Source organism: Alteromonas sp. a30, assembly GCF_026788005.1.
Taxonomy (GTDB): Bacteria; Pseudomonadota; Gammaproteobacteria; order Enterobacterales; family Alteromonadaceae; genus Paraneptunicella.
The window spans coordinates 41,948-68,178 of the sequence record NZ_JABEPE010000011.1 but is presented as its reverse complement, the minus strand read 5'-3'; the positions used below and the strand labels follow the sequence as shown (position 1 = coordinate 68,178).

Genomic DNA, 26,231 nt, shown 5'->3' with positions numbered 1-26,231 from the left:
ACAAAAAGAACAGCAATAAACAGAGGCTAAACTTACTTTCTTGCGCCCTGTAAACCGCCGGTATGTAAAGCCAATAACCGGCTTCCTTTGGGAAAAAAACCTTGTTCAATTAATTGCATAATGGCGTAAAACAATTTGCCGCTGTAAACCGGTTCAACAGGGATGTGTGTTTGCTCTGCGAAGTTATCGCAAAAGGTGGCTAATTGAGTTGGACATTTGGCATAACCACCACAATGGAAGTCGTGAATAATTCGGGGCATTGGGTATTCATTTGGCAATAATTGCCTGACCAAATTTTCCAGATATGTGTCTCCTTTCAACATGGCAATGCCGATGACTTGGCAACGACTATTTCGCTCAGCTAGTCCTTGGGCAATACCAGCAAGAGTACCTCCACTGGCAACCGGGCAGAGTAAGTATTCATATTCATCCAAATCCTCAATTTCATCTAACATGCTTGCAACACCCTTTAATACGAGATCATCGGATCCCCCTTCAGGAATTATCCGTGTTTTCGGGTGTTCATGACTTAACAGGCGTAAATAATCGGGCTCGTATCTACGTTGATAAGTTTTTTTGTCAACAAATTGAATTGTCGTGCCCCAAGCTTGAAGATCTTCCAGCATTGGCGTGAAGTGACTGGTGTAATTGCCGCGTACGATTGCTGTAAATGGCATGTGAAGTTGGTAGCAACAATAGCCCAATGCATGAAGATGATTCGAAAAGCCGCCGCCAAAACTCAATAATGCGCTTATTGGTGAATCGTTTTGCGTTTTGGCATTCAACACACGTTGCAAATGTCCTTGTAGTTTACGCCACTTATTACCAGATATAATGGGGTGGAGTAGATCATCGCGTTTTACCTCCAAAGTAACATCATAGTCTTGTAAAACAGGGAGTTGAATAGGGTTCACGGGAGAGGGGGTAGCTATCGCGAGCTGGTTTACAAGCTCGATGTGATCTTGCATAGTGTGCCACTTAACTTCGTAGTTGAGTTAACTCTTTGAATTTAGGAATTATACTGATGGAAACCATGCTGATAAGCTTATTCATTGCCACTGTGATGCCAATACTGGCAAAAGTTCCTTTGGCTTACGCAATGCATAATTTAGGTGGTTACAATAACCGCAATCCAAGAGGGCAGCAAGCGAAGCTTTCGGGTTTTGGCGCCCGCGCGAAAGCAGCCCATGAAAACTGTTTCGAAGCACTTATTATGTATGCTCCGGGTGTATTAGCCATACTGGCGCTAGATATACCCACCGAGTTCGCACAGTATTGTGCTATTGCCTTTGTTTTCTCCCGCTTTGTGTATTTAATGATGTATTGGATTGACCAGCACCTCATGCGTTCCATTTTTTGGGGCGTTGGGTTTATTTCATCGTTACTGATTTTGTGGGAAGCAATGATACAAACCGCAACAGTGTACTAAGCTCATTGCAGTTGAACTCGTTTGGTTAGCGTTTAAAGCGTTGTTGAACCGGATACGGTGCGGCATGATAAATCTCACCTCTAGCAACTTGACGTTGAATGTTGCGCCAGTATTCCGGTTTAAATAAATCGCCGTGAAGCTTTTTGAATAAGGCTTTCAGGTCGCGTTTACCGATAATGAAATGCTCAAATTGTTCAGGGAAAACATCGTTGGGTGCAACGGATAGCGTATCTAGAGCGTAGGGATCGTCGGATTTGGGTAATTCTCTAAAGTTACGCTCAGACATATAGCAAATTTCATCATAGTCATAAAAAATCACTCGCCCATGACGCGTTATTCCAAAGTTTTTCTGTAGCATATCGCCGGGGAAGATGTTTGCCATTGCGATGTGTTTGATGCAATTTCCTAGGTCATCAATAGCATGATGAATTTCTCCGTGGGTTAAATCTTCCCGAGCTAAATATAAATTGAGCGGCGTCATTTTGCGTTCAATGTATAGGTGTTTAATAATCAGTTCGTCGCCAACTACTTCAATGCTGTTAGCGCAACTTTCGTTTAGTTCGGTCATGAGTGCATCAGATACGCGAGCTAGCGGTAGACGGAAATTTGCGAATTCATGGGTGTCTGCCATACGACCTATTCTGTCGTGGTTTTTAACCAATTTGTAGCGGTCAATGACGTCTTGTCTCGTGATCTTCTTACTCTCGCCAAATTCGTCGCGAATAATTTTAAATACAATGCCATTAGAAGGTTGATGGAATACTTGCATCACCAGACCTTTGGTGCCTGGTGCGATTTCGAACTGGTCAGTGCTATTGTGCAAGTGCTCTAGAAAGTTACGATAGAATACGGTTTTGCCATGTTTATAAAGCCCGATGGCCGTGTACATTTCAAAGTTTTTTTTATTAGGAAGCAGCTCTTGTAAGAAATCGACTATCGCGGCAGGGTGTAATGTGTCGACCATAAAGTAAGCGCGAGCAAATCCAAATAGAACACTGAGATCCCGACGCTCAGTTAATAAGGTATCAACATAAAGCTCACCTTCATCATTAACCAAAAATACGATAACGAAGGGAATGTCTCCTGAGGATTTACGCATTCGACCAATAATGTAAGCAGCTTTTCCCCTGTAAAAAGTGGGTTTCATTAGGTCGACGGAGGTAATTTCCAAGCGCGTTTTGACATTAATTTTTCGTTTGATTTCCGTCATGACATTTTTTAAGTCCCGATTGTAATTTTCAAATGGGATTCGAAACGCATAGGCGGCCAGAATATTTTCAATCGTGTGCTTTAAGCTCGTTTGAGCTTCAAAGGTGTTAATAAAATCGGGAATGGCTTGTGCTGTTAGGTGGCAACGGCTTGAACGGACAAACATCACATCATCGTCAATCAGTTGATGTTTGAATACACGACCAATGACCGAATTAAAAAAGGTTTCCGCCAATTCAAACTGTTTGTGGCCTTCCAATAGAAAAATGAACTCACTTTTGACCTTCTTCCAAAAACTAAGCGACTGCTTTTGAGGCAGATAACCTTCATAAATACCAGTAACAGTTTCTGTTAAGCTTTGCTCGTAAAGGTCGATACGCTTTTTAGAGGCGGCTTGGCAGGCTTGCCATTGTGCCTTTTCAAAACGCTGTTTGGCTTCTGCGGTGATATTGCAATATAAGCGAAAGCTCTTATCGAAGCCTTTTAAAATGGCGTATGCGACCTGAATAGGAGAGTGTTTACTTGCTGAGTTCACAATTTAATCTGAAAATTTATAAATAGTGTCTTGGGTTTTAACAGAAATTGAATACAATTGGCGAGTAATTAATACAAAATTTAAATTAGCGAGCGTTATGCAATATCAAGTAATCATTTGTGATGACTCCAAATTGGGGCGTCGATCGGTCAATCGCTGTTTGCCGGAAGGGTTTGCAAGTGAAGTGCATATGGCAGCCAATGGCTTGGAAGCCATGGAAATATTGCGTAATCACTCCATCGATGTGTTGTTTCTTGATTTAACCATGCCGAAAATGGACGGCATTGAAGTCCTTGAAAATATCCTGTTAGAGAAAATTAGTGCATCTGTGATTGTCATCAGCGGTGATGTGCAACCTAAGATGCAAGAGAGAGTGATTGAGCTTGGGGCATTGGAATTTATTAAGAAGCCTTTGCAACAATCACAGCTGGTCGAAACACTTAAGAAATTTGATTTACTACCAGAACAAGTATGATATAGTCGAAAAATACGACGCTTAAAAAGGCGTCGATAAGAATTGACAAAAATAAAAAGCAAAATCAATAGAATAATAACATCAATAAAAATAATAATAGTTGATGATAACGACATTAATTCAGTTAGTTAGGCTAATTAAAAATCAGCTTAATTAATTTTTTATATCCAGGCGTGCCACAGGCAATTTGTATTCAAATGAATAAAATTTTTCTCACTACAGCAATAACGATTTCAATGTATATCGAAATGGGTATTACCACCTCGTCGAGGTCGGTCGCTGGTTAGTGCAAAGTGAGAAACAACAGAATGCAAAAACCCGTGACTTAACAGACACGGGTTTTTTTTTGGGTATTTTTAATAAGCAGATTTTTGGTTTAGAGGAGTAGTGGATGAAGGTTTTAAAGTTTGGTGGTTCTTCTCTTGCAGACGCTGCTAGATATTTGAGAGTGAAAGACATCACGCTTAATGTTCATCAAGCGGCGGGTGCATCAGTTGTGTTATCAGCACCTAAAGGCGTAACAAACATGTTAGCTGCGCTATGTGAACAAGCTGAAGCGGGCGAAGATTACGCTCCGTTATTGCAAGAGATGAGCGAAAAGCTCGTGGGCATCGCCAATGAATTAAGCGGTGCTTTGTCTGATTTTGATTCAGAGGCAATTCACACATTTATTGATACGCATTTAGCGCAATTGGAAGAGCATTTACAGGGGATTAAAATGCTGCATGTTTGCCCTGATCCCATTGCAGCCAAAATCATGAGTTTGGGTGAATATTTCAGCGTTAATTTTTTCTCGGCCATTCTATCTGCTTTAGGCCAAAAAAACGCCATTATTGATCCCGTTGACTATGTGCTAGCTGAAGGCGAATATCTGGACAGCATTGCTGATTTAGAAATTAGCCGGAGTCGTTTCCAAGATTTTTCTTACGATGCCAATACCGTTTTAATTATGCCAGGTTTTGTGGCAGCAAATGCCGCTGGTGAAAAGGTGACGTTAGGGCGCAATGGTTCAGATTATTCCGCTGCTATTCTGGCAGCTTGCTTAGATGCTCAAGCTTGTGAGATTTGGACTGATGTAGACGGAGTGTACAATGCGGATCCTAATCAAGTTGACGGTGCCGTTCTCCTCGATAAATTGACGTATCAAGAAGCCATGGAGCTTTCTTATTTCGGTGCCAAAGTGCTGCATCCTAAAACCATTGGTCCCATTGCCCAATTTTCCATTCCTTGTCTCATTAAAAACACATTGAATCCAGAGGCTCCGGGTACGCTTATTAGCCATGAACCAAGCAGCCAAAGTAAAGTTAAAGGGATCTCCTTGCTCGAAAATATGAGCATGTTTAACCTCTCTGGGCCGGGTATGAAAGGCATGGTTGGCATGGCGAGTCGAGTGTTTGAAGTGATTTCTAACGCCAATATCTCGATTAGCTTAATTACGCAATCTTCCAGCGAATACAGCATTAGTTTTTGCGTGCATGGCAAAGATGAAGAGCGTGCTTTGGCGATGTTAGAAGATGCGTTCGCATTAGAGTTATCCAATAACTTTTTAGAACCAATCGAAGTGAAAAAGAATCTTGCGATTGTGACGCTAGTTGGTGATGGCATGCGTCATTCAAAAGGTCTGGCGGCAAAATTCTTTAGTGCGCTGGCCCAAGCTCGTGTTAACAATGTAGCGATTGCTCAAGGGTCATCAGAACGCTCCATTTCTACGGTTGTTGAAAATAGGAAAGCGAAAAAAGCGGTGAAAGTCATTCATGAGAATTTCTTCTCTAACTTGCATACTATTGATGCTTTTGTCGTGGGCTGCGGTACAGTCGGAGCTGAATTGCTCGGGCAAATTAGCAAACAGCAGCAAAGTTTACTAGAAAGGCATATTCGACTGCGCGTTTACGGCATTGCTAACAGCAAAAAGATCCTGCTGAAGTCAGAAGGAATAGACTTACAGGAAGACTGGGAGAGCATGTTAGCCGAAGCCACAGAAAGCTTGTCTGTGGCAAAGCTGCGTGAGTTTACCCAAGAACATAGCTTGGTGAACCCCGTGGTAATTGATTGCACAACCAGTGAGGTTATTGCCAATACTTATATTGATTTTATGACTTCAGGCTTCCATGTTGTAACGCCGAATAAGAAGGCAAACACCAACAACATGAGTTTCTACAATAAGCTAAGAGAAGTGGCGCAGGCGTCTAATCGTCAGTTCCTGTACGAAACGACAGTTGGCGCAGGTTTACCGGTTATAGATAATCTTCAAAAGCTCATTTATGCCGGCGATGAGCTGATTCAGTTTGAAGGTATTCTTTCTGGTTCATTATCGTTTATTTTTGGCAAGTTAGACGATGGCATGGCGCTTTCTGAGGCTACGCAAATTGCATTGGAGAATGGTTATACCGAGCCTGACCCGCGTGACGACTTAAGTGGAATGGACATCGCTCGTAAACTGCTGATTATGGCGCGCGAGGCCGGGCTGGATATGGAATTAACCGACATTGAAATCGATCCTATTTTGCCTGAAGAATTTGACGTTAGTGGTTCCGTTGAAGACTTCATGAATAATTTGAAAGCGCTTGATGCAGTGTATGATGCACGTTTAAGTCAGCTTCGCAGTGAGAGTAAAGTGTTGCGTTATGTGGGTAGCATTAAAGATGGTAAGTGTCGGGTATCATTGGTTGAAGTGGATGATTCTCACCCTCTTTATGGAATTAAAGACGGTGAAAATGCCTTGGCCATTCATAGCCATTACTATCAACCATTGCCATTTGTCATTCGTGGTTATGGTGCTGGCGCGGCGGTTACGGCTGCGGGGGTCTTTGCTGATGTACTTCGTACTATGCCGTGGAAGCATGTTTAACGTGCCCTAATGTTCAATTATAAAATATGAGGTGAAAATGGGGCTAATGCCGCAGGTAAACGCGTTAAATCGCTGTATTCAATGTGTTGGCGTGTTAGCCTTTTTTCTCCTATATCCCCTTGAAACAGAGGCTTTAAAATGTATCTGAAAGTCTATGCACCAGCATCCGTTGGTAACGTCAGTCTTGGTTTTGATATGTTGGGGGCGGCGTTACTCCCAATCGACGGTTCTTATTTAGGTGATGAAATCGAAATTCAAGACAGCGAGTCTTACGCTTTGGACTATGCAGGACGATTTCAACATGTTCTCCCGTCTGATATTTCTGACAACATCGTGACCCATTGTTACATGCACTTCAGTGAATGTTTAAAGTCACGTGGGCTCACACCAAGACCGGTTCACATGACGTTGCATAAGCATTTGCCAATCGGTAGTGGCTTAGGATCGAGCGCCAGCTCAATTGTTGCAGCGTTATTTGGACTCAACACCTTCTTTGATTCTCCTTTCAACAAAAATGATTTACTCAAAATGATGGGCGTCATGGAAGGGCAAATAAGCGGTAGTGTTCACTATGACAACGTTGCGCCAAGTTATTTGGGTGGATTAACGCTTATCAGTGAACTTGAACACGAAGTGGCTCGCAAATTACCTAGCATTGATACGTGGTATTGGGTTGCCTGCTATTCCGGTGTTCATGTTTCTACCTCGGCAGCCCGCAAAATCTTACCGCAAGAAGTAAGTTTGCAAACGACAATTCAATTCGGTAGACAACTTGCTATCTTTGTTGATGCCTTGCATCGACAAGACGCTCACACCGCGCAAACTGTCATTCAAGACGTTATTGCTGAACCTTATCGTAAATCCCTTTTGCCTCGTTTTGATGACGCAAAAGCATTTGCGCTAGAAAATGGTGCTGGCGCGTTTGGCATTTCTGGTTCCGGCCCTACCGTGTTTGCCCTTTGTGATGATTTATCACAAGCAAAAATAATAAACGATTGGCTCGCTCAGCATTATATCCAAAACGACGCTGGGTTTAGTCACATCTGTCAATTGGACCTTGAAGGGTCCAGAATTGTGAAGGAATAAGCCGTGCATTTGTACAATTTAAAAGTCCCCTCTGATCAGGTTAGTTTTGAACAGGCGGTAAAAAAAGGGTTAGGCCAAGACATGGGCCTGTATTTCCCCAGTGAATTTAAGCCATTCGACAACATCGATACCTTACTCGAAATGCCGTTTGTTGAACGTAGCGCCAAAGTGTTGCAGCAACTAATTGGTGATGAGCTAAGCGAAGACGTTATTTCGGAATTGGTTGCCAACGCTTTTGTTTTTCCTGCGCCGCTTGCGCCGGTAAATGACCATATTTATTGCTTAGAGTTGTTCCACGGACCAACGTTAGCGTTTAAAGATTTTGGCGCACGGTTTATGGCGCAATGTTTGTCGACGTTATCAAAAGGGCAGAAGATCACCATTTTAACGGCAACCTCAGGTGATACAGGGGCTGCTGTAGCGCATGCTTTTCATGGTATCGACAATATCGACGTTGTGATTTTGTTCCCGAAAGGAAAGATCTCGCCGCTACAAGAAAAACTCTTCTCGACCTTGGGCGGTAATATTCACACCGTCGCCATCGAAAGCGATTTTGATGCGTGTCAGCATTTGGTTAAAACGGCGTTTGAAGACAAAGACGTACGAGAAGGCTTGCACCTCAATTCGGCAAACTCCATTAATATTAGTCGCTTGATGGCGCAAATTTGTTATTACTTCGAAGCCTTCTCTCAATTAAATAAAGTACAACGTGAAAACACGATAGTTTCAGTGCCTAGCGGTAACTTTGGTAATTTAACTGCGGCCATGTTTGCCAAGATGCTTGGTTTACCCATTAAACGTTTTGTTGCCGCCACTAACCTTAACGATACGGTTCCGCGTTTTTGGGCAAGCGGTGAATGGAAGCCAAATGCGACAGTGGCAACCATGTCGAATGCGATGGATGTCAGTCAGCCGAATAATTGGCCGCGCATTCAAGCCTTATTTGACAAGGGCATGCTAAACAAGGATATTCTTAGCGCGGTTTCCATCGATGAAGATTACACGCAGTTAGCAATGCGAAATCTGGCAAATGAAGGTTATGTGAGTGAGCCTCACGCGGCTGTTGCTTTTAAAGCGCTAACCAGTCAGCTTCAAGATGGTGAAACCGGCATTTTCCTTGGAACCGCACATCCAGCGAAGTTCCGAGAAACCGTTGAAAATGTATTAGGTCAGCCAATTGCGTTGCCAGAACCTTTGGTTGAGGTAGCTGATAAAGAAAGTTTGTCTGTGCCGTTACCTAATGATTATCAGCAATTGAAGCAGCACTTATTCAACATCCTTTAGGCTATTATGCAAACATGGAAAGACGCGCTTAGTGAAGAAAAAGCGCAACCTTACTTCCAGCAAATTTTACAATTCGTAGAGCAAGAGCGTGAAGCGGGAAAGGTCATTTTCCCGCCTCAAAAAGACGTTTTTAACGCATTTCGTTACACGGAATTCTCCGATGTGAAAGTGGTGATTTTAGGGCAAGATCCTTATCACGGCCCCGGGCAGGCGCATGGGTTGTGCTTTTCGGTGTTGCCGGGTGTGAAAACACCGCCTTCACTCATGAATATGTATAAAGAACTGGCCCGAGACATTACCGATTTCCAAACTCCAAATCATGGTCACTTAACATCGTGGGCTGAACAAGGGGTATTGCTGTTGAACACCGTGCTAACAGTGCAGCAGGGTAATGCACATTCTCATGCAAAAATTGGTTGGGAACGCTTCACTGATAAAGTGATAGAGCAATTAAATCAGCATCGTTCAGGTATCGTGTTTTTGCTCTGGGGCAGTCATGCTCAGAAAAAAGGCAGTATGATTGATACTTCGAAGCACCACATCCTAAAAACCACGCATCCATCTCCGTTGTCTGCACATCGAGGCTTTCTGGGATGCGGCCATTTTTCTGCAACTAACCGCATTCTGCAACAACAAGGCCAAACTCCTATTAATTGGCAGATTTAAAAAATTTGCCTTAATTAGTGTGGTGTGAGCGAGTTGTTGTAAAAAGCTAAAATATCACTTCATAAAGCAAAAAAGCTCCAGCATTTAATGCCGGAGCTTTTTGTTTTAAATATCAATTTTTTGGAGTTCGTACTCGTTAAAAATATCAATATCCTGTAATTCTTTACGAAGACGATACCTGTCTTTCAACGCTTCAATTTCACGCCACATGCGCTTCTTTTTCTTGGACTTAACTGTGTTTGTATCAGGGTCCAAATGGGATATCACATCAGACTTACTCATGGCACTCTCCTTCTTTTAAAAAAGGCTTAAATCGTGATTTATGACTACCGTTCTTCGCGAAAAGCTAATCTTTTTTTATCATAGCTAGCAGCAAAGTAAAGCGTTTTTGTTAACTTTTTATTAACAGAAGTTGACGCTTTAATGAATCATCACTTTTTTTATCTAAAGCACCATAAAAGGAGTGTTATTTTACCCTAGAGTGTGTATTATTCCTCGGTTGACTGCCTGAATAAGTCGATCAACTGTGCGGTTGACGCATCAAATTCACTCTTGGTGACACTCGCACTATTAATCTCTGATAAGATTTGATTTCCCAATACTTTTCCTAACTCAACGCCCCATTGATCAAATGAATTGACCTGCCAAATAATGCCCTGAACAAACACTTTATGTTCATAGAGCGCAACTAATGAACCGAGGGTTTTTGGATCAAGCTGTTGGAATAACAGGGTGTTGCTTGGTTTGTTACCCAACATTTCTTTATGTTTCGCTAAACAGGCTTTCTGAGTATCAGTGAGAGAGGTATTCACTAATTCTGCGTAGGCTTCGTCAAATGTCTTGCCTTGCATGAGTGCTTGAGACTGGGCAAAACAATTCGACGCGAGCATAGCATGTTGCACTTGATGTTGATTTGGCACTTTAAGTGGAAGCATAAAGTCAGCAGGAATCGTGCTCGTCCCCTGATGTAAAAGCTGATGGAAGGAGTGCTGACCATTTGTGCCTTCACTTCCCCAAACAATGGGGCCTGTTAGGTAGTCAACGGCTTGCTCACCTGCCATGCGTTTGCCATTACTTTCCATATCAAGTTGTTGTACGTAGGCAGGAAAGCCACGTAAGTAATGATAGTAGGGTAAAAGCACATAGCTTTGCGCGTTAAAGAAGTTGCGATACCAAATGCCAAGTAGAGCCATGATTACTGGCATATTGTCAGCAAGAGGTGCGGTTCTAAAATGTTGGTCCATATCGAATGCACCTTCAAGCAATGCCCGAAAGTTATCGAATCCAATATTTAGTGCCAGAGGTAAACCAATGGCTGACCACATGGAATAGCGTCCACCAACCCAATCCCACATTGGAAACACATTGTCTTCCGCAATGCCAAAATCGGTAGCCGCTTCAATGTTGGAAGAAACCGCAACAAAATGGTGAGCGACGTCTTTCTTTTGCCCACCAGAGCGATAAAACCATTCGCGTGTTGTTAAGGTGTTTTGCAGTGTTTCTTGAGTGGAAAACGACTTCGATGACATGATTACCAAAGTTTCTTCAGGAGAAACTTTGGCAAGCACATCCTGCAAATGGCAGGCGTCTACATTAGCAACAAAATGCACGTTTACTTTGCCGGTTTGATAAGGCTTCAACGCTTCGGACATGATTTTCGGGCCTAAGAATGAGCCGCCAATGCCGATAGCGAGCACATCTTTTATGGGTTTGCCGGTATACCCTAGATGATCGCCTGAATGAATAGCGTGAACAAAGCGCTGCATTTTAGTCAGGCAGTCTTCTATTTCTGGCATCACGTTTTCGCCGTCTTCATAAACGGGGGCGCCAGAAAAGTTTCTTAAGGCAGTGTGTAAAACGGAGCGATGTTCAGTGTGATTGATTTTATCACCGGAAAACATGGCATCACGTTTTACTTCAAGGTTGGCATCTTGGGCTAAACCAAGTAGGGCGCTCATCACCTCTTGGTTGACCAAGTTCTTAGAATAATCAAGGAAGATGCCACAAGCCGACAAACTCATTTTTTGCGCTCTATCGGGATCTTGCTTAAACCAGTCCCGCATATGTTCTGCTTGAATTTGCTCGTGAAGCTGTGAAAGTTGCTGCCAGTGTTCTGATTGTGTCAGAAGGCTCATGTCATCTCCCAATGTGTAGTTACGCAAACCAGAGCAGTTACAGATACTCCTGTAGCATTTTTTCCAGTTTGATTTGGTCAACAGTGAAATTACGAATACCTTCAGCGAGCTTTTCCGTTGCCATTGCGTCTTCATTCATTGCCCAACGGAACGCTGCCTCTGTTAACGCAGATGGCGCAGTTTCAGTTGCTTGAGCCGCTTCTAGTTTGAGTGGAAGCGGATCGGTGCAATCTTTCAGTTCTTGCAATAGCGCAGGGCTAATCGTTAAACGATCACAGCCAGCTAGCTCGGTTATTTCGTCTATATTGCGGAAGCTTGCTCCCATCACAATGGTGTTGTAGCCGTGACGCTTGTAATAGTGATAAATGCTGGTCACAGATTGCACACCCGGGTCTTCCGATGCAGGGTAACTGTCTTTGCCGTTTTTAGCTTTGTACCAGTCTAAAATTCGGCCAACAAAGGGTGAGATAAGGTAAACACCGGCTTCTGCACAGGCTCTTGCCTGAGCAAAGCTAAACAATAATGTGAGGTTGCAATTTATACCTTCTTTTTCTAATTGTTCAGCAGCGCGAATGCCTTCCCATGTCGATGCTATTTTTATCAGAATTCTGTCTTTAGTGATACCTTCTGATTGATAAAGTTCAACTAAACGATGCGCTTTTGCAATGGTTGCTTGCGTATCGAACGATAATCGAGCGTCCACTTCCGAAGAAACGCGTCCGGGAACAATATCAAGAATTTCTTTTCCGATTAACACAAGCAATTTGTCGTTAGCATCTTCAAGCTGTTGCGTAGCGTTATCCGATTGAGACTTAGCCCATGTTGTGGCTTGTTCAAGTAGAGGAGTATATTGCGGTAGCTGCGCCGCTTTTAATAACAATGACGGGTTGGTTGTGGCATCAACCGGCTGATAAGTTTTAATGGCGTCGATGTCACCAGTGTCGGCGACAACCGTGGTAACTTCGCGTAAAGCATCTAATTGGTTAGTCATAATATCCTCTAACTACAAGGTTCTTGGGCTTGTATCATTTGGCTTAATATTTCATTTTCAAGTGCAACCGTAATAAACGATTGTGACTGGTTAATGAATTGAATTCGTATTCATTCTGATGGGCGACTGGCACAATGCCGATTTCAGGAGAATCGTGTCTTTGAAACATGACGCCATTATAACGGTTGCTACTCTCAAAGCGCAAAACTTGCTAACCTTTTGGCTAAATTCCAGTGTGAAATGATTGAAAATCAACAACAACTATTTAGAACCAGTTAAGGTAATACATTTATGACAGCGAAAATTACCATTATTCAGGAAGATATTACCCGACTTTCCGTGGATGCCATTGTGAATGCTGCCAATAATTCCTTATTAGGTGGTGGCGGTGTTGATGGTGCTATTCATCGAGCTGCTGGGCCGGAATTAAAAGCGGAATGCAGTAAATTAAAGGGATGTCGAACCGGGGATGCTAAAATTACGCAAGGTTACAACTTGCCCGCTAAGCATGTTATTCATACTGTAGGACCGCGCTGGTATGGCGGTGGTCATGGGGAAGCGCAGTTGTTGGCGTCCTGTTACAAAGAGTGTTTAGCGCGCGCTGGAGAAAATGGCATTCGCAGTATCGCTTTTCCGGCTGTCAGTTGCGGTGTTTACGGCTATCCATTGCAAGCTGGCTGCCAAATTGCCATGCAAACAGTTGCCGAAGAAATCGGTCACTATGAAGATATACGTAAAGTGATCTTCTGTGCTTTTAGTGAAGAGGTGTACCACGCCTTTGTTAATGCAATGCAATCCTTGCAACTGCATTAACACACCATCATTGATAGAATGCCAAAATCAGTGCCTGCCAAGTAAAAATAGAGAATGCTATGTTAGTTGTTATTTCCCCTGCGAAAAATTTGGATTACACCACCGCGCCCGTTACCGATACCTACACCCAACCAAGGTTATTAGACGATGCTCAGGAGCTTATTCAACGATGCCGTGAGTTAGCGCCGCATGAAATTGGTTCATTAATGAAAATCAGCGATAAATTGGCTCAATTAAATGCTGAGCGTTTTGCAGAGTGGCATTTGCCATTTACGCCAGAGAATGCCAAACAAGCGGTATTGGCCTTTAACGGCGATGTTTACACCGGTCTCGAAGCCAACACATTAGATGAAGCCGACTTCACCTTCGCACAGTCTCACTTGCGTATTTTGTCGGGTTTGTATGGTTTATTGCGTCCATTAGACTTAATGCAAGCGTATCGTTTGGAAATGGGCTCGTCGTTGTCTAACAATCGCGGTAAAAATCTATATGAGTTTTGGGGAACGATCATCACCGACAACTTGAATATGGCGCTTGCGGAGCAAGGCGACAACGTTTTAGTGAATCTTGCTTCTAACGAATATTTTAAATCGGTGAAAAAAGCCAAATTAGAGGCTGAGATCTACACGCCAGTATTCAAAGATAAGAAAAACGGTGAATATAAAGTGATTAGCTTCTTTGCTAAGAAAGCGAGAGGACTAATGGCGCGATATATCATTAAGAATCAACTTGCGGAAGTCGAGCAATTAAAAGCCTTTGATTATGCGGGATACCAATTTAGTGAAAGTATGAGTCAAGGTACGGATTTAGTATTTACCCGTGAAGAACAATAATAGAAATGTTTAAAAACGGCCGGAAAGCAAGCGCCTCCGGCCAAAAACACTTTGAGAAAAGTGAAACGTGAAAAATGAAATGTTGAAACGAGGAACAGAGAATTAAGCGAGTTTAACTTCAACCGCAATGTTGCCACGGGTTGCGTTAGAATATGGGCAAACCATATGCGCTTTTTCAACTAACGCCTGAGCTACTTCTTTATCCAAGTCTTTTAAATCCACGGTTAGGCGAACAGCAATGCCAAATCCCGTTTCGACAGGACCAATATCAACTTCTCCTGTGACTTGAATGTCATCCGATAATTTAACTTTGCCTGCGGCAGCAACGTGCTTTAATGCGCCAATAAAACAAGCAGAGTAACCTGCGGCAAACATTTGCTCAGGATTCGTACCTGAACCGCCCGCTCCCCCTAACGCCTTTGGTGTAGAAAGCTTCAAGTTGAGCGATTCATCGTCAGAAAGCGCTATCCCTTCTCTTCCACCTGTTGCGGTTGCAATTCCGGTATATACAACTTGCTGTAATGCTTGCATTATCTTCTCCTAGTAACGTTTACTATGTGAATTAAATATAGAATATTGTTTGCATGCAAAATATATTAAAGTAAGCGGTGTCGCTTTGCAACTATATTGTATGCAAAATTATTGGAGAGGAATGAATAAATGACTGATGCCCTAAGGCTTAAAAATCAGATTTGCCATCGTTTTTATACGGTTTCCAATGCATTTACCCGTGCATATCGTCCTTTACTTAAAAAGTTAGACATTACCTATCCTCAATATGTCGCCATGATGGGGCTGTGGGAGCAAAGCGGGGTGACTATCCAAGAGCTTGTTAAAACAACAAAAATCGATGCTGGAGCAATGACGCTCATTCTGAAGAAACTACAAAGCAAAGGGTATCTGGAAGTGGTTCAAGGCGAGGAAGATAAGCGTACACGTTTTGTGCATTTAACGGAAAAGGGCAAGGCCGCAGAGAATGAAGCCGAGTCGATCCCACAGCAGCTTATTTGCAAAGTTGATACACTTGAAAGGGAAGAGGCACTCACGCTAATTTCGTTGATTGATAAGCTAAGTCAGGGTTTAGAGTCGGCCATTTGTAAGTTAGAGGATTAAATTTTTGTTTAACGTTTTACCTAAAAGCGTTAAATACAGCTATTTAGTTAAACAGCGCTAGTTAGTCGTCACTTTTCTGAGCGCTCGCCCCGCCCAGCTGGAAAAAATCGCGATGATAGCAGAAAGGAAAACAGCAACGGAAAAGAATGAATGAGAAGCCAGCGCTTGAAAAAAGGCAGCGATAAGCATCGAAGTGATCGCTGCCACAATCATTGAAAATGGCAGTGTTTTTTGAAATGTCAGTATGCCAATAATAAAAGGAATAATGATATTGGCAATTAACGCAATGATGCCGACACTTTCACCCTGAAACACGCTTTACTCCTGAATATCAATTTGTTCGCTTTTACTTATCCGTAAGCATTCGCACTTCCCGTTGTGGAAACGGAATGTTCACACCGTTGTCGTTTAGTGAACGGTAAACCTCTCTATTCACTTTATGCAAAAGCGTGTGATATTGCGAGGTAGGCAACCAAACGCGGATAGCGATATTCACTGAACTGTCGCCAAAATCGCTAATGCCCACTTGCGGCGGCTTTTCTTTGTCTGGGCCATCTATTTCCGATATCGCCTTTTGAATCAGCTCGATAGCGTTGTCGGGGTCTTCGCTGTAAGCAATACCAATAGAAAGCTCAGCCAAAGTATTGTTAAACGAGTTTTGGATGATTTCGCCAACGATATGCTTGTTAGGAATGCTGATTTCGATTTGGTCTTCGTTGGTAAGAATGGTAAATGCCAAACGCACTTCTTTGACTTCCCCAGTTACGCCTTGCACGCTAATAGTGTCGCCAACCACGTAAGGCCGCGTCAGAATAATATTCAGGCCCGCACCATAGTTCGATACCAAGCCTTGCACTGCCAAGCCTGCGCCTAGAGACAACGCACCAACCGTGGCAATAAAGGGGGTGACGCTAATGCCCAACTTACCAAGCGCAATGATGGCAAACATGGTCATTGTTACGATTTTAACAAAAGTGGCTGCAAAGCGACTGAGGGTGACATCCATGCCTTTTTTATCACACAGCGCAAGTAGCAAATTACTCACTTTACGAGCAACCACCAAACCCAGCAGCAAAATAAGAATCGCGCCTAGAATTTGAAAGCTGTAATTCACAAAAAACTCAATCACCATTTGATAAATGGCAGCAGCTTGCTCAAGTTCTTTTCCTAAGTTTTCTTCCATCAATGGTGTTCTTCCATCAGTTATTGCTAACAATGCGTTTCAAAAATCAGCGTTAAATGGCGTTAATTGCTTAGCGTAAATCATAGCGAATAGGGTTGGGAATGAGATCGTATGAATATATATAAGCATGGTAAAAAAGGTCGGCTAGTTCGCCTTGGGCGCTCGTTAATTTAGGTACCTGTATGATTGCGGGGCGGTAATTCCATGGCCCAATTGGCTTAGTTCAATGGCCTGTTTATACCTTTGGATGTTTCCAACTTTTATGGCAACAGCACTATCTTTTCCCGAGTAATATTCATCAAAGAAGTTTTTTGAAATACCAGCGTTTTCTTTTGTAAGCTTCCAAAGTTCATCGGGAGTATCTGTCAGTATTTCTTCAATATCAAATTCACCAACAACTTTACCAACGGGGAGAGTTGAATAAACAACTACCGTTTTTATACCTTCTCTTTTAAAGGCTGATTTCCGAAATTCATAGTGTTTTGTACCATTTAAGATTTTGTCGGCATATTCAGGTTTAATTGACAATAAGACTTTCATTTACACCACCTAAGTATATTACTGTTCTAATCTGTTCTAGGGTTAGCCTTCTATATCCCCAATAGTCACCTCTACTGAGTCCGACATTCGCTACTAGTTGAGCTTTAGTCAGTCGTTTTGTCAAGGCTGCGTTATACATGAATTTTATGATAAAAGGGTACTTTCGTGTATTCCAAATATCTAGAAGCTCTTCATCTGTAAATACCGAGTACGAAGAGCAGTAATCATAATATTCATCATAACTCTCGAAGGTATCGATGTGGCGAATGCTCTGGAAAACGCATAATGATGTGACAACTGATCTATATTCAGCGGGCCCCAAATTGTCAGTTGTCCGGTAAATCAAAATCAAGTCGCCGGGATTAAGGCGGTTAACGGCATCCATTTTAGTCATGTAAATTTTATGGATACTATTTGTATGGGAAACGTCTTGTACAATATCCTCGTTTTCATTTTTTAATATGGAATCTGGAAAAAGTTTAGTGTGGTGTTCTGGATAAATACTTAACATTAAATATTGCTTATTAGATAAGCTGATGAATGGATAAGTTTGTATTGACGACCCCGTTGATGAATTCATGAATTTGGTTAAAACTACTTCGGTGCCATTTGCCGTGTTTTTCCGTCCGTGAATTTGAAAACCATACCTTTGAATCATACCCATGAGTTTTTTTTGTTCTTCAAACATAGTCACATAGATTGTATCAACGTTCGAAAATAGCGCGTTATCTATGGCTTTTTTTAAGAATCGTTGACCTCTTCTCGTCCCGATATTTTCGAATTTGAAAGTACCTATCTTTAGCGCTAATTTTGTACTAATTTGAGGGTGAATATCATGTATTGGGCCTTGTTCTACCTTTAAGTACATGAATCCGACAATGCGACTGTCAGCATAAAGTACGTAGGCTTTTTCGTTTGCTTTTCTTGCAAACCAGAAACTAAATTCAGTGTAAGTTTGTTTCAGAGAATCGAAAAAAGGATCGTTGATGTCGATATCCCTAAATTCCTGATAGTACAAGTTATCCATATTCGACCCGTCTATTTATAGGATTTTTCTTGAGGATAAATAATTGGGAAATGAGTTTAAAGTGTAATTTTAATGACTTAAGTATGAGCTTATGGGTTGCTTAGCAAAAAGCGTATTCTTAATGGTAAGTTATTGATAGAAAGTCACCAATAAAAAGACACCAACAGAAAAATCACAAGCAGACCCTCAGCCGCAAGGAAGCGGCTGCGGAGCCTCCATGGAAGGATTTACGGCGAGTCTGCGGTGAATTTCTGTTGGTGGCTAAGAACGGAAGCAAGCATCTATGTCAGTTTGGCTTTGCCCCACGAATTATCTACTTCCCCATTAATCCCGAACTAACTTCTGCTGAAAACGTAGCGTTTGCGTGTTGTTACCGTGCTGAACACGGATCTCAAAGCGATACGTTTCGTTATCATCAAAAGGAAATTGCGCTAAATAATAAATAGATTCCTGCTCTCTTACTTGGCTAAAGGTAAGTGTTTTGGTGTTGCCAAGTAGATCTCGCGCTTCACCCGTTACCACCACATCTTGCGCTTGCTTTGAGGCTCTATCTAACACCGAGATATTCACAAAGGCATTGTACTTACTGCGCACAATCTCGTATTGCTGCGCGATATCGGGCTGCAAAAACGTGCTGTTGAGCACGATATAATGCACTTCCCAATCACCCAACGCCTTAAACTGCTCAGCTTGAGCGCTAAACGCACTTAAGCCACTTAGCAGGGCAACCACGCCACTTAACCACATCGCTTTGATGAGATGTAACGCCTTCATTAAAAACCTCTTACTAAATCCTGAATCAATATTTGAATAAATTGTAGTGCAATTATGGCAACTAACACTGATAAATCTAGACCTCCCATTGGCGGCAAAATGCGGCGAATAGGCGCAAGGAATGGTTCGGTGAGTTGGTGCATAACCATCTCAATAGGGTTTTGACCTTGGCTAACCCAGCTTAACAACGCGCGAATAATTAACACCCAGAACATCAGAGATAACGCTTCTTTTAGCACCACAAAAGCCGCACCAATAAGCAGTGACACAATGTTGTACATGCCGCCAGCAAGCAGCCCTAAAATAAACAGTTTGGCACCAGCAACCAGTAATGCCAGTACTAAAGTGGCGGTATCGAGGCTGCCAATGGAAGGTAGCACTTTGCGTAGCGGCCCAACAATCGGGTGTGTTGCCTTTATTACAAATTGGCTAAAGGGGTTGTAGAAGTCGGCTTTAGCCAGTTGTAGCCAAAGACGTAAAAGCACCACCATTAGGTACAAGTCAAATAGGGTGTTAACTAAAAAATAGCTTGCGTTCATGAATTAACCATCGTTCAAATATTAGAATAACTTAGACATTTCATCGGCTCGATCAACCGCTGCTTGCATTGCACCAGAGACAATGTCTTCGAGCTGATGATCTTGAAAATATTCCACGGCTTTGGCGGTCGTTCCGCCTTTCGACATCACTCTTTCTCGCAATTCCTTTAACGAGACGTCCGGGCTTGCGCACACCAATTCCGCTGCACCTAACATGGCTTGTTGCACCATGTTACGAGCGTCTTGCGGTTCGAATCCCATGGCTTCGGCTTTTTGCTGCATGGCGTCCAAAAATAAGAAGAAATACGCCGGACTGCTGCCAGCGCCAGCGATCACAGTATTAATTTGTGCTTCGTCTTTCGCCCAAACGGTGGTGCCAACCATATTAAATAACGCTTCAGTAAAGTCGCGCTGCGCTTGGCTAGCATTTTCGCTGAACAAGCCGGTTAAGCCTTTGCCTACCGCACTTGGCGTATTTGGCATGGTGCGAACGAGCGCATGTTTGCCGCCAATAAATTCATATAAACGCTCGCAAGTTAGCCCTGCTGCAATTGAGATAAATAACTTGCCTTCAAATGCACCGGCTTCAACTAATGGGGCGCACATTTCCTGCATGAATTGCGGCTTTACCGCTAATACCACCACATCCGATTGCGCGACTGCTTCAAGGTTATCTTGAGTGATATTGATGCCGAGGTCTGCGTTGAGTTTTTCCAATTTAGGTAAACTGCGGTTGCTGGCGGTAATCAATTGGCTAGGGTAGCCGTTTTTTACCATGCCACTAACGATGGCGGAGGTCATGTTGCCTGCGCCGATAAAAGCAATTGATAAATGCTCCATAACGAGTGTTTCAATCTCCAATGCTGCAAATTAAACGTCATCATAACAAGCTTGTGGGCGTTATGATATGTGCCTTCGGGACGGGCGCGTGGTTTTTCCGTGCTTATTGCCTTGCGCTGTTTGCTTCTCTGGGACCAAAGATAGCCGTGCCAACGCGTACCATGGTCGAACCGCATTCAATCGCGCTTTGCATGTCACCAGACATCCCTATCGAAAGCGTGTCTACTTGAGGATATGTGGCTTGTAAGCGTTTATACAAGTCGTGCATGGCTTGAAAAGCCTGTTTTTGTTCCGCTTTGGACTCAGTGTTCGCCGGAATCGCCATTAATCCTCTTAAGGTTAAATTAGGCAAGGCGTGTATGGTTTCAGCTAGAGCGAATACCGCATTTGGCGCAACGCCAGACTTGTTTTCCTCGTCGCTAATATTGACTTGAATGCACACCTGAAGCGGTGCTTTAGCTTCTGGGCGTTGTTGGCTTAATCGTTCGGCGATTTTCTCGCGTTCAATGCTTTGCACCCAATCGAAATGTTCAGCCACTTGCTTGGTTTTATTGGATTGTAGCGGCCCGATGAAATGCCATTCAATATCGCTAAGTTCGCTTAAACTCTGTACTTTTTGTATTCCTTCCTGTACATAGTTTTCGCCAAACATACGTTGACCCGCTTTCCACGCTTCCTTTATGGCGTCATTCGGTTTAGTTTTACTGACAGCCAGCAGGCGAATTTCAGAAGGGTGGCGTTTTGCATTTTGAGCGAAGTCTTGAATCGAATCCAATGCGCTTTTCAAGCGATTTGCTATTGTTAACATGATAAAAGAATGCCGTTGTTCATTCAGTTGATACAGGAGTATAGGCCTTGGATATTACCGAACTTTTAGCCTTTAGTGTGAAGAATAATGCTTCAGACTTGCATCTTTCCGCCGGTTTACCGCCGATTATTCGGGTTGATGGCGAAATGCGAAAGCTAAATGTGCCAGAAATGGACCATAAACAAGTTCACGCGCTCATTTACGAGATAATGAACGACAAGCAGCGCAAAGAATATGAAGAGAATTTAGAAACCGATTTCTCATTTGAAGTGAAAGACTTATCCCGGTTTCGTGTTAATGCCTTTGTGCAAAATCGCGGCGCAGCGGCGGTATTACGTACCATTCCTAGCAAAGTGCTCACTTTAGAACAACTAGGCGCACCGGAGATCTTCAAAGACATCATTAATCAGCCCACGGGCATTGTATTAGTAACAGGCGCAACCGGCTCGGGTAAAAGTACCACGCTGGCAGCCATGATTGACTACATTAACACCACCAAACGTCAACATATTCTAACCATTGAAGACCCTATCGAATTCGTTCATGAGAACAAACTCAGCTTATTAAACCAGCGGGAAGTGCATCGCGATACTCACAGCTTTAACAATGCACTGCGCTCGGCACTACGTGAAGACCCAGATGTGATTTTGGTGGGTGAACTACGTGATTTAGAAACTATTCGTCTTGCCATTAGTGCGGCTGAAACCGGTCACTTAGTGTTTGGTACGCTGCACACCAACTCTGCCCCTAAAACCATTGACCGTATTATTGATGTGTTCCCCGCAGAAGAAAAAGCCATGGTGCGCTCAATGTTGTCGGAATCCATTCGCGCAGTGGTATCTCAAAGTTTATTGAAGCGCATTGGTGGTGGTCGCGTTGCAGCCCATGAGATTATGTTAGGTATTCCCGCCATTCGGAACTTGATCCGTGAAGACAAAGTGGCGCAAATGTACTCTGTTATTCAAACTGGGCAACAATACGGTATGCAAACTATGGATCAATGCCTACAAAAGCTGGTGGCCCAAGGTTTGATTACTCCGCAAGATGCAGCGGATAAAAGTATTGATAAAAAGAATCCTTCTCCCGGGTTTTAGCGTCAGTAACGATCCTCAGCGATGTCATAAGTGAGATGAGTAAACATGGATTTAGATTTTTATTTGCAAAAAATGGTTGAACAAGGCTCCTCTGACTTGTTCATTACATCAGGGTTTCCTGTTAGTGCAAAAATCAATGGCAAAATGACGCCAATTAGTGAAGCTGCATTAACCGATGAGCAATCATCGGCGCTGGTAAAAAGCGCCATGAATGCGGAACAGCAAACGGAATTTGATAAAAGCAAAGAGTGTAACTTTGCTATTTCTCGCGATGAGATTGGGCGTTTCCGTTGCAGTGCGTTTTGGCAACGCGATAAAGCCGGCATGGTGATTCGGCGCATTGTTACGCAAATTCCTAAAACGGAAGATTTGGGCCTGCCTGATGTATTAAAAGACATTATTATGGCAAAACGCGGGTTAATTTTGTTTGTGGGGGCAACCGGAACCGGTAAGTCGACCTCGCTGGCTGCGTTAATTGGGCATCGTAATCACAACTCTTTTGGTCATATTTTGACGATTGAAGACCCAATCGAATTTGTGCATGAACACGAAAATTGTGTGGTGACTCAGCGCGAAGTGGGGATTGATACCCAATCCTTCGATGATGCCCTGAAAAGCTCGCTACGCCAAGCGCCTGATGTGATACTCATTGGTGAAATTCGTTCTATGGAAACCATGGAATATGCCATGTCGTTTGCCGATACAGGGCATTTGTGCGTTGCCACCTTGCACGCCAATAATGCCAACCAAGCCATTGAGCGCATAATGCATTTAGCACCACCTGACCAACACGCGAAATTGCGTTATGACCTAAGCCTTAACATGCGTGCCATTATTGCTCAACAACTTGTGCCAACGGCAGATGGAAAAGGGCGCGTTGCCGCCATTGAAATCTTACTGAATTCCCCCTTGGTTCAAGACATGATTCAGCGCGGCGAAATCAGTGGCCTGAAAGATGCCATGAAAAAAGGCAAAGAGATGGGAATGCAAAGCTTTGATATGGCGTTATATGATTTGTTTAAATCTGGCCGAATTACCATGGACCAAGCGCTACATCACTCTGATTCACCCAACGATTTACGCTTGATGATTAAACTGGATAACGATAGTGGCACCAGCTTAGGTTCATTGAGTGATGTCACCATTGATATGGATTAGCGCTTTAATCAAGGTGTTAAATTGAAGCTCTAGTTCAAATCTCCAAATATCTGTTTCAAATTAACAGTCACCTACAGAGAGTTAAGCGTAAACCCTCAGCCGTAGGGAAACGGCTGTGGAGCCTACATGGAAGTATTCACGGCGAGTTTGCGATAAATCTCTGTAGGTGGTTGAAAATTAAACATAACTGTTTAGGTCAAAGTGTTAAATTAAAAGCATCAAATTAACGCTAGCGCAGGCTAGTCAGGCAAAGAGGACGCAGGTTTGATTCGCATTTTTAGCAGTGAAAATCGGCTAGAAGTACAACAAATTAAAGACTTATTAGAGTCGAAACAAATAGATTGCTTCATTAAAAATGAATTCGCCATTGGTGCCGTGGGCGAACTTTCGCCCTTCGACGCTTGGCCTGAAGTTTGGATCCTCGATTCCGAATGGGAGCCCAAAGCCAGAGCCTTCATTGATGCCTTTTTAAAAGAAAACGAAGAAAAGCGACAGCAAGGCGATTGGGTTTGCCCTCATTGTCATGAAGTTAACGATGCCCATTTTGAAATATGCTGGTCGTGCGGTTGCGAAATGGTATTTCAGGCATAACTATTTAATAATGGATGTATATGAGAATAGTTCTAGCTATTGGCTTTTTGTGCCTGAATTTTTCAGCCTTGGCCGATACCGCAACGAAGGTGGATATTCACCTTGTCAAAACCGCCGCTGAAAAGTGGCAATTAAGTTATCTACTAAGTGCTCCTGCAAAACGCCTCGCGTTTGTTCGCAATCCTGATAATTCCCGAACAATACGTTGGCAACCTATGTCGTCGGCGTTCCACATTATTCAGCAAGATGGCAATGAGTTCATTGTCAGAAAGGACAGCGAACCGTTTAGTGATGTCAGCGTTTTACTTACGCCAACGTACAAACATCTTTCTAAAGACTACGCCCCGTTTTCGCCTTATTCGAACAAAGGTGCGCTAATCCATACAGGGCGTTTATTTGCCTGCGCTAATGCCTGTGCGGACGATGAAAACCATTGGAAGATTTCCATGCAAGCGCCGAAAGGGCAGCATATGGTGGTGCATGGCGTAATTCATACCGAAGTTGTGCATTGGGTGGATAAAGACGATGGCATCAATGTGTATGTAGGAACGCAAAAGCCCATTGAAACTGATAACGTGATCGCCATTGTGGATGAGAGCTTGCCAGAGAAAATCAACACTTCTTTGGAAGCTGATATTCCCGCATTAATGGACTATTTTGAGCAGCGCTTAGGCAAATTAAAAGGCTCGAAGCCAATGTTATTTGCGTCCTACGCTAACGTCGACGGACATTCGTCCCAAGGCGGTACTTTGCCTAACCAAATCTTTATGCATTGGAACGTTAATAATCTGAACGAAAAGGTAGCAGACGAGCAATTTCTAAATAACACTTTGTGGTTCTTTGCTCATGAAGTGGCGCATTTGTATCAGCGAAGTAATGGCAACCAATTATATGGTGAGCAAAATGAGTCGTGGCTACACGAAGGAAATGCTGAATGGCTAGCGGCATTAGCACTGTTGGAAATGTATCCCGATACCAAGCCTTATGTTGAAGCTAGAGTGAATAAGGCCAAGCAAATATGCAACCAAGGTTTGCGCCAATTTCCCTTAACAGAGGCCGCGAACAATGGACGATTCGATTTGTACTACCAATGCGGCTTGCTTATTCACAAAACTTTGGATGAAGCGATAAAACAAAACAGCGAAGGTAAGCAGGATATTTTTTCGCTTTGGCGAGCGTATAGAGATGCGTTAAATAGCAGCGTGGGAGAACCCAACAAAGGCGCATTGTTTTTGCGTTTAGCAGAACAAAAAACATCAGCGGATTTAATTTCAAAAATTAAGGCGTTTATTAATGCCAAGGCGAATGCCGACGCGAATAATTTAAAAGAAAAAGTATAGCTTCAATGTAATTATGGATTTGTGAAAAGGCTACCAACAATATTTAGGAACATAACATTCATCGCTTTTCTCATTTGGTTGATGTGTTTTGTTCTTTTAGCCAATTTAGATAAGGTAGTCGGCACTTGGTAGTTGAGCAAATAAGTTGTCGTGTCAGAAGGGGCGCTATCCCACTTCAAGCAAACGCTAAAGTGGGACGAGAGCAAATAAACGCGATGTTATTCTGCTGAAGCTTCTTTCATTGCATCGCCTTGGGCTTTTTCCATTTCGGCTAGCATGTGCTCTACGGCTTTATCTAGGCCCGGATTTTCTGGGTCTGAGCTTTGCGTCATGCCCATCATGCTGCCATCAGCGTAGAAGAAGTAGGTGGTGGGTGTTGCGTTTACTTGGAATTGACCAATGGCAACACGATCGCCATCAACCAAGGTTTTGAAGGTGTGACCACGTTCGTTCAGCATTTCTTGTGGCTTTGCGCCTTCTTTCTCGCTAAAGCTAACGGCCCAAATTTGTAGACCTTGGTCTTTGTATTTTTCGTTTAACCGATCAAATGCGGGTTGAAGTCTTTTACAGTATGGGCACCAAGTTGCCCAAAAATGTAAAATGACAGGTTTGCCTAGTAAGTCTGTGGATTTTACAACTTCACCGTCGGCGGTTTTTAGCTCCCATTCAGGCATGAAAATCTTTTCTTCTTCAGACTGAGCTTGCACAACAGAAGATAAGGAAAGAATGAATAGGCTGGCTAAGCTCAATAAAATGCTTTTTGCATATTTAAGTTTCATTTCGTTGCTCTTGTATTTGTTTAACTGACTTCTAAAGCGGCCTAAAAAGAGCCACTATTGATAAGCCATTTTGGCTTTCACAATCAGACCATCAAGAGAATGAGTTTATTTCGTGAAAAAACGTTTTCAAAAGACGATTTG

The 26,231-nt window shown here is 43.0% G+C and carries 28 protein-coding genes; 13 read left to right on the top strand and 15 right to left on the bottom strand.

Features of this window, described 5'->3' with window-relative positions; genetic code table 11:
- Positions 1-32: 32 nt before the first annotated feature.
- Positions 33-968, bottom strand: coding sequence for a 1-aminocyclopropane-1-carboxylate deaminase/D-cysteine desulfhydrase (locus tag HJG39_RS12040; protein WP_268409481.1), 936 nt, complete (start codon positions 966-968; stop codon positions 33-35).
- A gap of 56 nt (positions 969-1,024) precedes the next feature.
- Between HJG39_RS12040 and HJG39_RS12035 the strand changes: the two genes are divergently transcribed.
- Complete coding sequence (locus HJG39_RS12035) at positions 1,025-1,429, top strand: MAPEG family protein (protein WP_268409480.1); 405 nt, start codon at positions 1,025-1,027, stop codon at positions 1,427-1,429.
- A gap of 25 nt (positions 1,430-1,454) precedes the next feature.
- On the opposite strand, the gene aceK is transcribed toward HJG39_RS12035, so the two are convergent.
- A complete protein-coding gene (gene aceK / locus HJG39_RS12030) occupies positions 1,455-3,173 on the bottom strand; it encodes a bifunctional isocitrate dehydrogenase kinase/phosphatase (RefSeq protein WP_268409479.1) in 1,719 nt (572 codons plus the stop codon).
- Positions 3,174-3,270: 97 nt separating this feature from the next.
- Here aceK and HJG39_RS12025 point away from each other — a divergent pair, with 97 nt between their 5' ends.
- The 5 genes from HJG39_RS12025 to ung all read left to right on the top strand — a co-directional run bounded on the left by HJG39_RS12025 (position 3,271) and on the right by ung (position 9,532).
- Positions 3,271-3,648 (top strand): response regulator, encoded by a 378-nt coding sequence (locus tag HJG39_RS12025; protein WP_268409478.1) that lies wholly within the window; start codon positions 3,271-3,273, stop codon positions 3,646-3,648.
- A 391-nt stretch (positions 3,649-4,039) separates the two neighbouring features.
- Positions 4,040-6,496 carry a bifunctional aspartate kinase/homoserine dehydrogenase I gene (gene thrA, locus HJG39_RS12020; RefSeq protein ID WP_268409477.1) on the top strand — a complete coding sequence of 819 codons (2,457 nt, stop codon included), beginning with the start codon at positions 4,040-4,042 and terminating at the stop codon, positions 6,494-6,496.
- A 138-nt stretch (positions 6,497-6,634) separates the two neighbouring features.
- Entirely contained in the window at positions 6,635-7,582 is a 948-nt protein-coding gene (gene thrB / locus HJG39_RS12015; RefSeq protein ID WP_268409476.1) for a homoserine kinase, read from the top strand.
- A 3-nt stretch (positions 7,583-7,585) separates the two neighbouring features.
- Positions 7,586-8,866, top strand: coding sequence for a threonine synthase (gene thrC / locus HJG39_RS12010; protein WP_268409475.1), 1,281 nt, complete (start codon positions 7,586-7,588; stop codon positions 8,864-8,866).
- 6 nt (positions 8,867-8,872) lie between these two features.
- A complete protein-coding gene (ung, locus tag HJG39_RS12005; RefSeq protein ID WP_268409474.1) occupies positions 8,873-9,532 on the top strand; it encodes a uracil-DNA glycosylase in 660 nt (219 codons plus the stop codon).
- A gap of 105 nt (positions 9,533-9,637) precedes the next feature.
- On the opposite strand, the gene HJG39_RS12000 is transcribed toward ung, so the two are convergent.
- The 3 genes from HJG39_RS12000 to tal form a co-directional block, all read right to left on the bottom strand.
- Entirely contained in the window at positions 9,638-9,814 is a 177-nt protein-coding gene (locus HJG39_RS12000) for a DUF3545 family protein (RefSeq protein ID WP_268409473.1), read from the bottom strand.
- A 206-nt stretch (positions 9,815-10,020) separates the two neighbouring features.
- Positions 10,021-11,667: a glucose-6-phosphate isomerase gene (gene pgi / locus HJG39_RS11995; RefSeq protein WP_268409472.1), complete on the bottom strand. Its 1,647-nt coding sequence runs from the start codon at positions 11,665-11,667 to the stop codon at positions 10,021-10,023.
- A gap of 37 nt (positions 11,668-11,704) precedes the next feature.
- Positions 11,705-12,658, bottom strand: coding sequence for a transaldolase (gene tal / locus HJG39_RS11990; RefSeq protein WP_268409471.1), 954 nt, complete (start codon positions 12,656-12,658; stop codon positions 11,705-11,707).
- A gap of 291 nt (positions 12,659-12,949) precedes the next feature.
- Here tal and HJG39_RS11985 point away from each other — a divergent pair, with 291 nt between their 5' ends.
- Positions 12,950-13,471 carry an O-acetyl-ADP-ribose deacetylase gene (locus tag HJG39_RS11985; RefSeq protein WP_268409470.1) on the top strand — a complete coding sequence of 174 codons (522 nt, stop codon included), beginning with the start codon at positions 12,950-12,952 and terminating at the stop codon, positions 13,469-13,471.
- Between the two features lie 59 nt (positions 13,472-13,530).
- On the top strand, positions 13,531-14,304 hold the full coding sequence (gene yaaA / locus HJG39_RS11980; protein ID WP_268409469.1) for a peroxide stress protein YaaA: 774 nt from the start codon (positions 13,531-13,533) through the stop codon (positions 14,302-14,304).
- A 102-nt stretch (positions 14,305-14,406) separates the two neighbouring features.
- On the opposite strand, the gene HJG39_RS11975 is transcribed toward yaaA, so the two are convergent.
- Positions 14,407-14,835: an organic hydroperoxide resistance protein gene (locus HJG39_RS11975; RefSeq protein ID WP_268409468.1), complete on the bottom strand. Its 429-nt coding sequence runs from the start codon at positions 14,833-14,835 to the stop codon at positions 14,407-14,409.
- A 129-nt stretch (positions 14,836-14,964) separates the two neighbouring features.
- Between HJG39_RS11975 and HJG39_RS11970 the strand changes: the two genes are divergently transcribed.
- Positions 14,965-15,417: a MarR family winged helix-turn-helix transcriptional regulator gene (locus HJG39_RS11970; RefSeq protein ID WP_268409467.1), complete on the top strand. Its 453-nt coding sequence runs from the start codon at positions 14,965-14,967 to the stop codon at positions 15,415-15,417.
- Positions 15,418-15,474: 57 nt separating this feature from the next.
- On the opposite strand, the gene HJG39_RS11965 is transcribed toward HJG39_RS11970, so the two are convergent.
- The 8 genes from HJG39_RS11965 to HJG39_RS11930 all read right to left on the bottom strand — a co-directional run bounded on the left by HJG39_RS11965 (position 15,475) and on the right by HJG39_RS11930 (position 21,128).
- Positions 15,475-15,732, bottom strand: coding sequence for a hypothetical protein (locus HJG39_RS11965; RefSeq protein ID WP_268409466.1), 258 nt, complete (start codon positions 15,730-15,732; stop codon positions 15,475-15,477).
- A 31-nt stretch (positions 15,733-15,763) separates the two neighbouring features.
- A complete protein-coding gene (locus tag HJG39_RS11960) occupies positions 15,764-16,633 on the bottom strand; it encodes a mechanosensitive ion channel family protein (RefSeq protein ID WP_268409465.1) in 870 nt (289 codons plus the stop codon).
- Positions 16,634-16,765: 132 nt separating this feature from the next.
- The gene (locus HJG39_RS11955; protein ID WP_268409464.1) at positions 16,766-17,140 is read right to left on the bottom strand and encodes an ASCH domain-containing protein; all 375 of its coding nucleotides are present in this window, start codon (positions 17,138-17,140) and stop codon (positions 16,766-16,768) included.
- Positions 17,118-18,167, bottom strand: a complete 1,050-nt coding sequence (locus HJG39_RS11950) for a hypothetical protein (RefSeq protein ID WP_268409463.1) — start codon at positions 18,165-18,167, stop codon at positions 17,118-17,120. Before HJG39_RS11950 ends, HJG39_RS11955 begins: the two co-directional genes overlap by 23 nt.
- Positions 18,168-18,491: 324 nt before the next feature.
- Complete coding sequence (locus tag HJG39_RS11945; protein ID WP_268409462.1) at positions 18,492-18,941, bottom strand: DUF4426 domain-containing protein; 450 nt, start codon at positions 18,939-18,941, stop codon at positions 18,492-18,494.
- Positions 18,941-19,480, bottom strand: a complete 540-nt coding sequence (locus tag HJG39_RS11940) for a YggT family protein (protein WP_268409461.1) — start codon at positions 19,478-19,480, stop codon at positions 18,941-18,943. The genes HJG39_RS11945 and HJG39_RS11940 overlap by 1 nt, the downstream gene beginning before the upstream one ends.
- A gap of 21 nt (positions 19,481-19,501) precedes the next feature.
- Positions 19,502-20,320 (bottom strand): pyrroline-5-carboxylate reductase, encoded by an 819-nt coding sequence (gene proC, locus HJG39_RS11935; RefSeq protein WP_268409460.1) that lies wholly within the window; start codon positions 20,318-20,320, stop codon positions 19,502-19,504.
- 103 nt (positions 20,321-20,423) lie between these two features.
- A complete protein-coding gene (locus HJG39_RS11930; RefSeq protein WP_268409459.1) occupies positions 20,424-21,128 on the bottom strand; it encodes a YggS family pyridoxal phosphate-dependent enzyme in 705 nt (234 codons plus the stop codon).
- A gap of 47 nt (positions 21,129-21,175) precedes the next feature.
- On the opposite strand from HJG39_RS11930, the gene HJG39_RS11925 reads away from it, so the two are divergent.
- The 4 genes from HJG39_RS11925 (at position 21,176) to HJG39_RS11910 (ending at position 25,311) form a co-directional block, all read left to right on the top strand.
- Positions 21,176-22,222, top strand: coding sequence for a type IV pilus twitching motility protein PilT (locus HJG39_RS11925; protein ID WP_268409458.1), 1,047 nt, complete (start codon positions 21,176-21,178; stop codon positions 22,220-22,222).
- A gap of 45 nt (positions 22,223-22,267) precedes the next feature.
- Entirely contained in the window at positions 22,268-23,380 is a 1,113-nt protein-coding gene (locus HJG39_RS11920) for a PilT/PilU family type 4a pilus ATPase (RefSeq protein ID WP_268409457.1), read from the top strand.
- A gap of 264 nt (positions 23,381-23,644) precedes the next feature.
- Complete coding sequence (locus HJG39_RS11915) at positions 23,645-23,971, top strand: putative signal transducing protein (RefSeq protein WP_268409456.1); 327 nt, start codon at positions 23,645-23,647, stop codon at positions 23,969-23,971.
- 20 nt (positions 23,972-23,991) lie between these two features.
- Complete coding sequence (locus tag HJG39_RS11910; RefSeq protein ID WP_268409455.1) at positions 23,992-25,311, top strand: hypothetical protein; 1,320 nt, start codon at positions 23,992-23,994, stop codon at positions 25,309-25,311.
- A gap of 218 nt (positions 25,312-25,529) precedes the next feature.
- On the opposite strand, the gene HJG39_RS11905 is transcribed toward HJG39_RS11910, so the two are convergent.
- Entirely contained in the window at positions 25,530-26,090 is a 561-nt protein-coding gene (locus HJG39_RS11905; RefSeq protein WP_268409454.1) for a TlpA disulfide reductase family protein, read from the bottom strand.
- Positions 26,091-26,231 lie beyond the last annotated feature (141 nt).